The sequence below is a fragment of the Paenibacillus sp. LBL genome (assembly GCF_029893715.1).
Taxonomy (GTDB): domain Bacteria; phylum Bacillota; class Bacilli; order Paenibacillales; family Paenibacillaceae; genus Paenibacillus_AQ; species Paenibacillus_AQ glucanolyticus.
In genome coordinates this window covers 14409-27118 of the sequence record NZ_JARXYU010000031.1, presented here as the reverse complement: position 1 = coordinate 27118, position 12710 = coordinate 14409, and the positions used below count along the sequence as shown (strand labels likewise).

The 12710-nt window shown below is 43.6% G+C and carries 12 protein-coding genes and 1 pseudogene; 8 read left to right on the top strand and 5 right to left on the bottom strand.

Annotated features, from left to right (window positions below):
- Window positions 1-54: 54 nt before the first annotated feature.
- Window positions 55-225: a hypothetical protein gene (locus tag M2277_RS30865; protein ID WP_280756361.1), complete on the bottom strand. Its 171-nt coding sequence runs from the start codon at window positions 223-225 to the stop codon at window positions 55-57.
- Window positions 226-443: 218 nt separating this feature from the next.
- Here M2277_RS30865 and M2277_RS30860 point away from each other — a divergent pair.
- From M2277_RS30860 to M2277_RS30830, 7 genes and pseudogenes are all read left to right on the top strand, one after another.
- Window positions 444-931: pseudogene (locus M2277_RS30860) on the top strand (recombinase family protein).
- Window positions 932-969: 38 nt separating this feature from the next.
- A complete protein-coding gene (locus tag M2277_RS30855; protein ID WP_481857804.1) occupies window positions 970-1275 on the top strand; it encodes a DUF554 family protein in 306 nt (101 codons plus the stop codon).
- 315 nt (window positions 1276-1590) lie between these two features.
- Window positions 1591-2541, top strand: coding sequence for a carbohydrate ABC transporter permease (locus M2277_RS30850; protein WP_006210626.1), 951 nt, complete (start codon window positions 1591-1593; stop codon window positions 2539-2541).
- Window positions 2542-2605: 64 nt separating this feature from the next.
- Entirely contained in the window at window positions 2606-3475 is an 870-nt protein-coding gene (locus M2277_RS30845) for a carbohydrate ABC transporter permease (protein ID WP_006210627.1), read from the top strand.
- A 48-nt stretch (window positions 3476-3523) separates the two neighbouring features.
- A complete protein-coding gene (locus M2277_RS30840; RefSeq protein ID WP_006210628.1) occupies window positions 3524-4903 on the top strand; it encodes an extracellular solute-binding protein in 1380 nt (459 codons plus the stop codon).
- 370 nt (window positions 4904-5273) lie between these two features.
- Window positions 5274-7130 (top strand): terpene cyclase/mutase family protein, encoded by a 1857-nt coding sequence (locus tag M2277_RS30835; protein WP_280756360.1) that lies wholly within the window; start codon window positions 5274-5276, stop codon window positions 7128-7130.
- Window positions 7131-7303: 173 nt separating this feature from the next.
- The gene (locus M2277_RS30830; RefSeq protein ID WP_036639133.1) at window positions 7304-7588 is read left to right on the top strand and encodes a hypothetical protein; all 285 of its coding nucleotides are present in this window, start codon (window positions 7304-7306) and stop codon (window positions 7586-7588) included.
- Between the two features lie 609 nt (window positions 7589-8197).
- Here the strand turns inward: M2277_RS30830 and M2277_RS30825 are convergent.
- Entirely contained in the window at window positions 8198-8545 is a 348-nt protein-coding gene (locus tag M2277_RS30825; protein ID WP_280756359.1) for an NUDIX domain-containing protein, read from the bottom strand.
- 644 nt (window positions 8546-9189) lie between these two features.
- The gene (locus M2277_RS30820; protein ID WP_280756358.1) at window positions 9190-9468 is read right to left on the bottom strand and encodes a hypothetical protein; all 279 of its coding nucleotides are present in this window, start codon (window positions 9466-9468) and stop codon (window positions 9190-9192) included.
- A gap of 52 nt (window positions 9469-9520) precedes the next feature.
- Here M2277_RS30820 and xerS point away from each other — a divergent pair, with 52 nt between their 5' ends.
- Entirely contained in the window at window positions 9521-10591 is a 1071-nt protein-coding gene (xerS, locus tag M2277_RS30815) for a tyrosine recombinase XerS (protein WP_063477339.1), read from the top strand.
- A gap of 291 nt (window positions 10592-10882) precedes the next feature.
- Here xerS and M2277_RS30810 read toward each other — a convergent pair whose 3' ends face one another.
- Both M2277_RS30810 and M2277_RS30805 read right to left on the bottom strand, forming a co-directional pair.
- Window positions 10883-11233, bottom strand: coding sequence for a hypothetical protein (locus tag M2277_RS30810; RefSeq protein WP_063477340.1), 351 nt, complete (start codon window positions 11231-11233; stop codon window positions 10883-10885).
- Between the two features lie 45 nt (window positions 11234-11278).
- Complete coding sequence (locus M2277_RS30805; RefSeq protein WP_063477341.1) at window positions 11279-11866, bottom strand: hypothetical protein; 588 nt, start codon at window positions 11864-11866, stop codon at window positions 11279-11281.
- Window positions 11867-12710 lie beyond the last annotated feature (844 nt).

The window sequence follows — 12710 nt, the reverse complement described above, 5'->3', positions numbered from 1 at the left end:
GCAGCGGAAATTAAACAAACTGACGCCGGTAGAGTACCGACGCCAGTTTGCAGCTTAGGTGTTTTTCCAATGTCCACAAAATGGGGTCTTGACCACCTTTTCATAAGGTTCTTTTTTGTTGTAAGCCCAAAAACGGTTAACAAAACGGTCATTTCTAATCCAGTCATACATAAGTGGTAAATCTTCGAATATAAGCCTTCGAAACTTAATCATGTTTGGATCCAATTTCATATTTCCCCCTTTGAACAGGTTAACGTGATGGTTACTAATTTTTAGCCTAATAAAATTATTTTAAATGTTCAATCTTAGTACAGCTATTATTCCATAATCTGGCCCTCTTGCTTAACAATATTGTATCAGAATTATCTTTATAAATGCCACTTAGCATTGAGGGTTAACGTATCAAAAACGACCGTTTTTGGTATGAAAGGGGGATGTTTGTATTGAAATTTGGTTATGCACGTGTTGGCACACAAGATCAGTCATTATCATTACAACTCGATGCATTGAATCAATATGGGGTTGATGAGACCTTTAAAGAAAAAGACATAACCGTCCACAGTTAGATGAACTTCTTAAAATTTTACGCAAAGACGATACAGTGGTTGTCTATAAATTAGACCGAATCAGTCGAAGTACCAAGCATTTAGTTGAACTTATGGAACATTTTGAAGCAAAAGGCATTAATTTTGTATCCATTCAGGATAAGATTGACACGACAACAGCAATGGGACGATTCTTCTTTAGAATGTTAACTAGCATAGCCGAATTGGAACGAGATATCATTAGTGAAAGAACAAAAGATGGACTGACGGTAGCTAGAGCTAGGGGAAGAAATGGAGGGAGACCGAAGGTTGAATCAAAAAAAATCATGCTTGCCATAAAGATGTATGAAAGCAAAGACTATTCTTTATCCCAAATTAAAGTGTAAAGAAAGAATCTTCCAGCGAGACCCCTGATCGAACAGCGATTCAAGCATGCGGTGTCCAGATTTTCGACAGGCAATCTAGCGGAAGGATTATCTACCGCCTGGCGTCAACCTTTGGTATCGGTATTATTTTATCAGCCGTTGTACTATTTTGTTGGCAAGGATTATTCTATGTTCTGGCCGGTGCTGTGTCGGGTTTTATCACACCCGAGCTGTTAACCGAAATATCCATTGTTGGGGGAATCTTGATTCTGAGTTCTGGCTTGAGCATATTAGGCATCCGGCATTTCAAAACGATGAATCTAATCCGCAGCGCTGCTGATTCCGGTTGTGTTTATTACGCTTAAGACGATGCTGGGTATGTGATGATGAACCGTCAATTTCAGGTTAGATATCTGAGATGGACGGTTTTCTTTGTTTAGATAGTTTACATAATATTTATTATGATGCCTTAATCGGAATAGGCATACACCTAGATGTGGTCCATTGCATACACTGCCGATGAGGAATCGTCACACCTATGTTGTTCTTACGTTCGCATCTGTGAAAAAAAGAATAACACATAATCCGGATTCGTCCACATAACCATGTACAGAATGGACATGATCGCTTGTCCAATCACCGGCATGAATCCGGTTATTAACGAAAGGAGGAGGATCAGTTTGTCATCCACCCCAGAAGGGAAATGGACTGCGGATCATCGGAGTATGGCTAAACGAAGATTCAGATTTACACGCAATGACTGGATGGGCTATCTATTCAGTGCCCCGCTTATCATCGGGGTTGTGGTATTTGCCATCTATCCCATGTTCGCCGCGCTGTTCATGAGTTTTCATCAGACATCTGGGCTCAATTTATCGGGCGCTTGGGTGGGCCTCAGCAACTACCGATACGCACTGGAGGATTCCTTATTTTGGCAAGCGCTTACAAACACATTTATGATGGGGATATGGTCTGTTCTGCTTGGTATTGCACTGTCTTTTATTCTGGCCAGCCTCATTAACAACTTGAAGTGGAATCTGGGACGTAATTTTTTTAAAGCCGTATATTTTCTGCCCAATGTGGTATCCGGTGTTGCGACAAGCCTCTTGTTTTCGTTCTTGTTCTTTCCGTCCAAGGAGGGACTGATCAACTTTGTTATTGGCTTGTTTGGCATGGATCCTGTTGGATGGTTCACGAATCCTGAAGTCGCACGGTACAGCATTGTGCTGATGAGTTTGTGGGGCGCGCTCGGGTATAACACGATCATTTTCCTGGCCGGATTACAAAGTGTTCCTCGGGATCTTTACGAAGCAGCAGAAGTGGATGGAGCCGGAACGTACCGGAAGTGGTGGTATATCACGATTCCTTATTTGCGTCCAATCTTTGTGTTTATGCTCATTATGGGAACCATTGGCGGCATGAAGCGGTTTACCGATGTCTGGTTAATCGGGGGAACGGCTGGCAATCCAGGAGGAAGCTTGATGACGGTCGTGCTGTACATTTACCGGAATGCGTTCCTTGCTTCACAGATGGGTCTGGCCACTGCCGTATCCTACTTACTGTTCCTGATCATACTCATTCTGACGGCATTCCTCATGCTCCTTAACCGCCGTAAAGACAGTTTAGACTAACTCGGTCGCCTTGCCGATTCGGGAACCTTAGGGAACCGTAAATTCACAAGACAGGAGGGTAACTATGATCGATTCAGCCTTACCCAAGGAACCTGTACGCCGTAAACGAATCACACTTCAACAGCTTATTTTAACAATGGCCCTGCTGCTGGGTTCATTTATTATGATTGTGCCGTTCCTATGGATGCTCGTGACCAGCTTCGATTGGGGGGCACGACTCAATATCTCTTTCCCGCCCAAAATATGGCCGGAGGAGCCTTCGATCCGAACTTATGAAGCCGCTTTCACTAACATCAATATGTTTCGATATATTGGCAATTCAACACTTGTTAGTGCAGGAGTCATTGTCATCAGCTCGTTGTCTGCGCTTTTGTCCGGATATGCCTTATCCAAACTCCGCTTCAAAGGGGCAAACTTCGTTCTGCTGCTGGCCTTAAGCACGATGATGATTCCATTCGAAATGACGATGATTCCTCAGTATCTGCTGTTCAGCAAGCTCGGTTTGGTTGACAACTATCTGGCTTTTTATTTGCCGGCGATGAATTATGCTTTCGGTACTTTTTTAGCCAAGGCGTTCTTTGATCAATTACCCGGCAGTTTAAGGGAAGCCGCGGTATTGGATGGGGCCAAGGAAATTACCGTATTCAGCCGGGTTTATCTTCCGCTCTGTACACCCATTATCGCCACCATGGTTATTCTGCTGTTCCTTGGCGTCTGGAACGATATGCTATGGCCGCTGCTGATTCTGAAATCCGCTACCAAATACACCATTCAGATTGGTCTGGCGATGTTTACCTATAACAACGGGATCAATCAACAGCCTTCGATCATTATGGCGGCAACCACAACGAGTCTGATTCCGGTTATCGTCGTCTATATGTTCCTGCAGCGTTATATTATCGAAAGCATTGCGCTCTCCGGTATCAAGCAGTAATCCCGCGTTACGCGAATTTCATATATTTTTTACGGAGGTGTGTCTGATATGAAGAAGACGGTACTGCTTATTCTGTCTTTTGTACTTGTGTTTACGATGGCCGCTTGCACTGGCAGTTCGGGAAAAGACGTAACCGGCGGCGTCCAAATTGAGAAAGTGTCTGATATGCAAGGAACGGTTCGCGTTGCGCTGGCAGGCTGGCAGCTCGAGAACGGGATTGATGCGTTGACAGGGAATCCGACGATCGGCCTTAACGAATATTTGGATAAAACGTTCAAGAAAATGTATCCGAACATTAAACTTGAGGTATATCAAATCCCATGGGAGAACGTAAAAGCAAAACAAACGGCCATGCTGCTCTCCGGGGACGCGGATGTATTATACACGGGCGGAGCCTTTGCTTCCCAATGGTATCAGGAAGGACTGCTGCGGGATCTGGACGATCTGATTGAAAAGGACACCTCATTTGACCCCAGCATTTATCTGGAAGGCATCATGAACAATTCCTACAGCACCAAGTCCCCGGATGGCAGCAAGCAATTTGGCATTCCTGTCGCCCTTGGTCGCCGGATGACTATCTACGATAAGAAGCTGTTTGAAGACTGGGGAGTGGATACACTCACCGCACAGCCTGGTCCGGAAGAAATTCTGGATAAAGCTAAGAAAATGACCGGCAAAAACCCGAAAACCGGTGAAGACAATTTCGGCCTGTATTGGAGCGGCAACTCGTTAAACGGATCTACCTTTGTTGCGCTTACCCTTGCTTTTGGCGCGAAGGGAGCGGAAGGGTCGTTGAAAGATATCAAGAACATCAAGTGGCATCTCAACACACCGGAAATGGTGAAGGTGCTGGAATGGCTGAAGGAAGCTGCCAAGCTGCCGCCGGCCGGTTTCGTCAACGCCCAGGGTGCCGAGAATTTCGGGCTTGAGAAGAACAACATTGCCATCGCGCTGGATTCTACCGGCGGTTCAACCATGAGTGAATACCGTTCGAAGCAGAACAAAGAGCTGCTGGACCGATTTGAGCCGGTATTGAACCTGGGTCCAAAAGGCGAAGGCTGGGTTGCAGTCGACCCGTTCATCATGGCAAAAAATGCAAAAGATGTGGATGCGTCATGGGAAGTGATGAAGTTCTTGACGAGTTACATGACGCAAAAATATATGTATGAAAATTTCTCGAATACCCCCACATTGAAAAACGCTGATTTCGTAACACCGGAAGATAAATTTGTGAAAAAAGCGCTTGAAATTGCGGAAGTTGGCCACTCGGAGCTTATGGATGAAGCCAATCCGTTCTATATGAGCGACATCGCTCCAGCCATTAACGGATTTATTAGCCAGGCTGCATCCGGTCATGCACCGGATATTCAGAAGTTTCTGGATGATCTGCAGGCACGTGCAGAGAAATGGTCTGCTAATCTTAAGTAAGGTAGGTTACAAGAGGACTGCATAAAGCGCGCAGCTCCTCAGAGACAGGCCTAATCATGATGATTATATGAGCCAATATGCAATATATTCCAGTTTATTGTAAAATGTGCATGGTCCAAATCAAATGAAGAGATGAAGCCGGCCCAAGTGGCCGGTTTTTTTTATGAGATGGAATGGAGCCCGGCATATTTTCAGGATATTTGCTGCTGCTGGTTACTGATATGGGAATCAGGCTTTTAAGCCTGGTGCAAAATATGCGGATGTACCCGAGACTAAACGCCTCTACCGGATGCTTTGTCCCCACATACGATAAAAAAACAGGTTCTTGTGACGAGATACCCTATCAATGTGGCAAGGAGTTGAGACGACAATGGGTCGGCTGAAGATCGTACAGACAGAGATTCAAACCTATATTTCGCATCTCAAATCCTTACAGTTTCCGGACGGATCCTGGAGATTTCTTTTTGATACGGGGCCGATGACAGATGCCAATATGATCATTCTACTGAAAAACCTGGATACCAAGCCGGAGCTAATTCCGCAGCTCGCGCAGCGTCTGAAGCAGCGTCAGGCTCCAAACGGCGCATGGAAGCAGTACGACGATGAAGTGGGCCATCTGTCTTCTACGGTCGAAGCTTATACAGCCCTGTTGCTATCCGGTTGTGCAAGCCGGGAAGACGTTATGATGCAGAAGGCTGAGGAGTATATTGTACAGCATGGCGGTGTGGAGCAAGCCCATGTTTCGACTAAATTCATGCTGGCGCTAAACGGGCTCTATCCTTGGCCTCGTTTTTTCCCGCTGCCCCTGTATTTGATACAGCTTCCCAAATCAAGTTCTTTCAGTTATTACCGTTGGAGCTCGTATGTCCGCAGTCATTTTGCTTCCTTGCTGATCCTCGGCCACCGCAAGTTTAAGCTTCATCATCCTCGGGAGATCAACATCCATCATCTGTTTGTAACACAGCATTTTCATAAACTACGTGAACCGAGACGTTCAAATCGCACACGGGAAAGAAAGAAAAAAGGTTATCTGTCGAGAAGCGCACTTAAAAAAACAGAGCAAATCCTCCTGCAAAATATTGAGAATGACGGAACACAATACAGCTATGCCAGCGCGACCTTTTTTATGATTTATTCTCTGCTTGCCATTGGATATAAGACGGACTCACCGATGATCAAGCAAGCGGTAGAAGGCTTGGCTTCTTTCGGTTACACTGCGCGCGACGGGTCGCTGCACATTCAAAACTCCCCATCAACCGTCTGGGATACGGCACTGATTGCCTATACCCTCCAGGAGGCAGGAGTATCAACGGAAGATGCCGCAATGCTGCGAGCCGCGAAGTATCTTCTTTCCTTGCAGCATTTGGAGAAGCAGGAGTCGGAAAGAGACTCACGGCATCGCACCTCCGGTGGATGGGGATTCTCCGAGAGCAACACGGCCAATCCGGATGTTGACGATACACAGGCGGTTATTCGCGTACTTACCAGGTTAGCAGCCCAGGAGAGTGACTACAGCGCGGCATGGAGAAAAGGAATTCAATATGTATTCCGTATGCAAAATGATGATGGAGGATGGGCTGCTTTTGAGAAGAACAGTGCCTCGTCGATTATACGTTTATTTCGAATACCGCATTTTGCTGAAACTGCCGCCGACCCTTCCTGCGCGGATATTACCGGCCGGGTTCTGGAGCTGCTCGGGAATCACTTGAAACTGCGTTTATCCCATCCGCGCATTCAAGACGGTTTAGACTGGCTCGTGAAGAAGCAGAAGAGCGACGGCTCCTGGTATGGCCGGTGGGGAGTGTCTTTTATCTATGGCACATGGGCAGCGGTGACTGGAATGGCTGCTGCCGGCTTGCAGGCAGATCATCCTGCGATCCGGCGGGCCGTGGACTGGCTGTTGAGAATCCGGCATGAGGACGGGGGATGGGGGGAGTCCTGTCGGAGCGATTTCATTAAGAAATATAATCCGGCTCCATACTCTACGGTCGTCCATACGGCATGGGCTTTGGATGCGCTGATTGCAGTTCACGACAATCCAACCGAGGTGATCGATCAGGGGATCCTTCGTTTAATAGAGTGGAACCGACAAGAAGGCAGGAGAACCACATATCCTGCCGGTGCGGGTTTGCCGGGACATTTTTATATTCATTATCACAGTTATCCGCTGGTCTGGCCGCTGCTTACCTTGAGCCATTATGTGCAGAAGTACCAAAAACAGCCCTAATTCATCATATTCCGAAGCCTTCTGGTTATACACCCTGTCCATATTGGAAACATAGCATATGCTTTTATTACCGACGAATTGTCGGAAGCGGAACCAGCTAACAATAAGCGTTTACTGTATTTATTATTCAATCCTGAGGAGAATGAAAAGAAGCTTGCGAAAGGAGAAGGCAGATGGCATATCTTGATCCTGAACTAATGGGAACGTTTCGAGGCAAAATGATGAATCCGAGATACTTTCATCAAGTGTATGGAATTCTCTGCAAGAAACGCTGCGAGGATTTGCGAGACTATAACAGGTGCTGCGGGATGATTGATGAATTGTCCAATTGCTTGGGAGTACCGGTTACTCCTTGTCAAAAAGAAAATGCAGCGAAGTGGCTTATGGAATGCGGCGTCGATCCTCAAAATGGATATCATCGCAGACGCATGTGGAATATGGTATGGGGAAGAGGATAAGCAAATAGGGCGAGTTTGGTTTATGCACCTTCGTTGAAGAAGTCGCGGGAATCCGCGGCTTTTTTATTTACTGAGTTGGGTACCTTGGTGAGACGACTTGTTATGTCTTGTTATGTATAGTAGGTTTAAAAATGGTTATAGTTGTATATGTAACCACACGAATATTTACAGTAATTGGAATGTAATTGGAATTGAACTCGAAAGAAAAAACCTTTGAACAACCAAGCAAGGAATGCGGAATCGGTAATTTAGACGTATCATGTAATCTGTTTATGAACTTTGGAAAACCGAACTTAAATACCACATCGACGACGAACTGAATGTTCCGTTTAGAGTAAGTTTAAAGAAGCAACTAAGAAGCAACTAAGAAGCAACTAAGAAGCAACTAAGAAGCAACTAAGAAGCAACTAAGAAGCAACTAAGAAGCAACTAAGAAGCAACTAGAAAGACCAATAAGGGCCTAGAAACAGATGAGTGAGAACCAACCACAAAATAATATCCTCTGTCTGAAGGTTTTTGTATGAAATCAATGATTACTAAGTTTTCCCGAGAGTCTATTTCACAAAACTCGTATTTTGTACATATGTCTTGAGAGTTGTAGCCTTACAACTAAACATTCCTTTGAAGCTTGACATTACATTCTGACGTTGTCGCAGTGACGCCACCCACAGCTTTGCACACGAAATCTAACATGACCTTCGTAGGAACATCAGTTTCACCATCATACCACTTATGGATCGCTGTATTCGAAACAACACTAATTAAATGGCTAACAATGGCGTCTATTCCACTTTCCTCTTTAATTTCACGGATCACACCATCAATCAGGTTTTCTCCAACTTCTGTTATCCCACCAGGATATACCCAACCGTCGTCATGGGCTTTTACTAATAGGATATTTCCATTTCCATCTTCTACAATTCCGCCTGCCGATACAATATGTGTCGGAAATGTCATTTCACAACCCCCTAATACTGATAATTTGTATATTTATTCCACGTGTTTCATGTACTTCCCTGCTTTCATGAATTTATATACTTGAAGGTTCTCACGAAACGATTGAACTTTCCTGCCCGTTAGCTTAATGAATTGCATGAAAACTTAGTTAGATACTTATCTAATCGGTAATCGGTTCATGTTCTTGTCCTTTACGGCAATCGGTACAAGTTCTTGTCCTCGACTCGGGACAAGAACTTGTACCGATAAAACAAAAAAAGCCGCTAAAATAGCGACTCTCTTTGGGAAATGTTCTTGTCCATCGACACCAGGTTTAATTTAGATCATAACAAAACCTCCTAATTAGAGCTATTAAATCTAGTTTGCTTCTAATAGAAGGATTTAATCTTTATGATTTGAACTAGTGTTCCCCGTTAGTTGAACGACTGAAATCGGATCTAGTACCTCATCTGACATCGATAAAAATATAGTTTGTTCACCATAAACATTCAATATCATGATATACACTCGAAGATATTTCAATCTAAATTACGAGACAAAGAACAAAATTCAAACCAAAAAAAATCCGCGTAAAACGCGGACTTAAATGGATATGTATGTTCTTTCCTCTTACATGAATACTAAGCAAGTTGCAATAAACTTCCCTATCTATTATTGAGCCCGCTATCGTCCTTAGTCGTGCGATTGTAGACGACGGTTTCTTTGGTGCCGTCCGCGTATTCCAGGTCAACTTCGTCGATACGGATTGAATCCAAAGCACCTTGATACGTGAAGAGCTCAAACACACCGAGTTCTAATCCCGGTATGACCGGACCGACATATTGAAGATTGAAAGAGTTCTTTCCGGAGTGCTCGTCATACGAAGGGTCTCCTACGGGATTAAATGTGCTGACCTTCACGGTAGAGGCCAATCCCTTACGCAATTCGAAATTTACCAATGTATGCGTTATTAACTTTGAACTTGTGGAGGTCACAATGCACATCGACGAACGTAAACGCCTATTCAAAAAAACCGACAGCAAAATGATCGAACTCCCGTGGTACGCCCAGGAATACATAGAGCGCAGCAAGCGCAAGAAGTCGCCAAATACGCTGCTGAATTACAGTCTTGATTATATCTCATTCTTCAATTGGCTCATCTCCGAGGGCTTCTACCAAGGGGAGCGCGGGGATCTCCCGCTTGATGTGCTGGAGAGCCTTCGAGCAGCAGACGTCGAACGATACGCTGATTTCCTTTCGATTGAACATGGAAATTCAAAGGATACGATTGCACGTAAATTCGCCTCTCTCAAATCGTTATTCCATTTCCTGTCGCAGATTTCGGAAGATGATCAAGGATTTCCTTACCTGAAGCGGAATGTCATGATTAAGGTCGAGGCCGACAAGGAAAAACTCACAGTGGAGAAAAAGGCGGCTCGTATCGAGGATAAAATTCTGCGAGATGATGAAATTTTTGATTTTCGAGTGTTTGTAGCTGAAGGCTTCCAGGGCGTATGTGAGCCCAACAAGCGTATCTTTAACTCCCATATAAAAAACAAGGAACGGGATTTGGCTTTGGTCAGCCTTATTCTAGGGTCCGGACTCCGCATATCAGAAGCCCTCTCGCTTGATCTTGACGATATCGACTGGTTGAAAGCAAAAGTCTCTGTGACTCGAAAAGGCAATAAAAAGGACAGCGTAACGATTAGCGATATTGCACTTCAGGATCTCCAGTCCTATGTGGCGATACGAAAAAACCGTTACCGCGTCGGTGACAACCAGACGGCCGTGTTCCTCTCCCTCCCCACTGGACCGAGCGGAACCGTTAGCCGCCTGACCGTTCGGGCCGCGCAGAAAATGCTTGAGCGGTACGTTGATTCGTTCGGCCGGCCTGCTTTGACGATCCACAAACTGCGTCATACATTTGCGACGAAGTTTCATCAGGAGAATAATGATCTTGCCAAGTTAAAGGAGCAGCTCGGTCATTCCGATATGAACACGACTATGATCTATACTCATATTGCACAAGAGGATCGACGTCATTCGGTAAACAAGGCCGACAGTTGAAATTCTGTTATTAGAGCGAATAGTTAATCCCTAAGGTCTAGAACCCAGTAAGTGAGTTGATCTTGCTCCTCTTCCTTTTTTCATCCTTTATCGGCATCCTCAGAGTTTGATATATAGGTGCGCAAAAACACCTCCAAGGTTGTCTCCATTTCTAAAAACATGGACATCTCTTGAAGGTGTTTTTGTTCACGCAATAGGGTCAGTCCCGCTTGCTTCTTGGAAAGCTTTTCACTTTCTAGCCTTCATCTTTGAAGGTTAGACCGGAGAAATCCGTATACGATGATATTATTTTTATTTTTTTTCGTAATAATATCCTCTTATTATCAACTGTTTTGTATCTTCGGTCACTTCCTCACCAATATCTCCTCTAACAACTTCCTCTCGTGGAAATTGTTTTGGAAAAGGTGCATAATAAAATTCTCCATGTTCAGTTGCTACACTTTCCACCGGTTCTGTTCGAGCTTTTCTGTCGTATTCAATTTGCCAATCTGGTAATGCTTTTTTTGGTGGAGTGGTGTCATTAATAGTCGAGTCTATAACTTGCTTATTATCTATAAGTTCTCTGATTATAAAAAAAGCGCTCATTAATACAAAACAACATGATGCAATGATTATAGTTCTTCTTAAAAACTTCTTATTCATGATCACTCACCCCTTCTAAGATGTTATTTGTTGTTGAGGAAATACTTAAAAGATAGCATCAATATATCCATTCCCTGAAATTGGAAAATCGTTCAAATTTGTTACCATTACTTGGTATGTACCAGGAGGTACGTTCCATATCTCTTTTGTTTCGTTCGTATGTGTAAATCTCCCATAGATGAGGGCTGGCGTTCCAAAGTAATCTCTGTTGACGAGTGTATAATTCACAGAGGGGGCTTTGTTACTATTAGTAGCCCACTGAACAACAGTAATCTTGAATTTAGTTGCTGAAGAAGTGAATTCACCTGAGAAGTGGGCCCCACCAGATGGACCGGGTGGTTGCAAATTATCAAAAGCCCAAGACATATTAGCCATAGGTTTAATATTTCCTTCTGGTTGAGTTTCTGTGGGTTCTACCATCAATGATTCTATAGGAATAGCATTTCTTACTGCCTCGTGATATTCTTCCTCAGTAAGTTCACTTAGAATTGAGTCTGTATTCACAATTTCAGAATATGGCGGAAATCCATTTACCCAATCGTTTTCAGCAGCCTCTACATTAGAGACACTACCAGTATGTAAACCTACAGATGTCAATATAACTACCAACATTGTTACAAGCATTTTTTTCATTGAAAAATCCTCCTCAATCGTTATTTATGAAACTTTAGTAAATGTATCGTACTATCTCACAACCCCCTAACAATTGGAAGTGTTTACAAAACAACCTTAACACAATAGTTTATATTTGTAAAACAAGTAATATATTAGTAGATTGAGGTATTAAGTTTTATCAACCTAGTCGGTGTAATCATCCCTCTCCAATAAATAACGCATCTATTATGAACTTAGTTATGATTTTTCTAACGTTTCGTTTGTAGTCTATTTCCAAGAACTTCTCTGAAACGTAATAACATAACCGGGATTCACACAAAATTTATCGAAATATCGTTTAAATGCTGTTAATAGAGGATAGTTAATCCGAATTTAAGATATGAATAGTTTCAATTTAATTTTGTTTCATTATGGATGCTGATAACATAAGTAAAGGACACATCACTAACGAGAATGTGTCCTTTACTCATTGATCAACTACGAATCCGGATATCTGATGCTCACTGTTCAGGACCATACGCCTCAAATTCCCAAGATCGAATATCCGAATTTCGTAGCCCAAACCGTCCCAAACACCCGAACATACTATTTTGTTTGATCAGTCGAAAACTAAACGAAAACCCACCTCGTGAGGTGGGCTTTCGTTAGTCTTCTCCGTTTACCTAGCGATTCTCTATTGTTTTAGAGTAACTTGAATACGTCCGATCGCTATTCGATGATTTGAAACTCCTTCCAATCATCTGCAGCCTGCTCGTTGCTTTTGGTCAATAGTTTTAGACCGATACCAGTCACAAGTTTTCTGGTAGGGTAGTATGTGCGGTTATTCCAAACGATTTGATTTTTGGGGTCCAAGGTGTAGAAT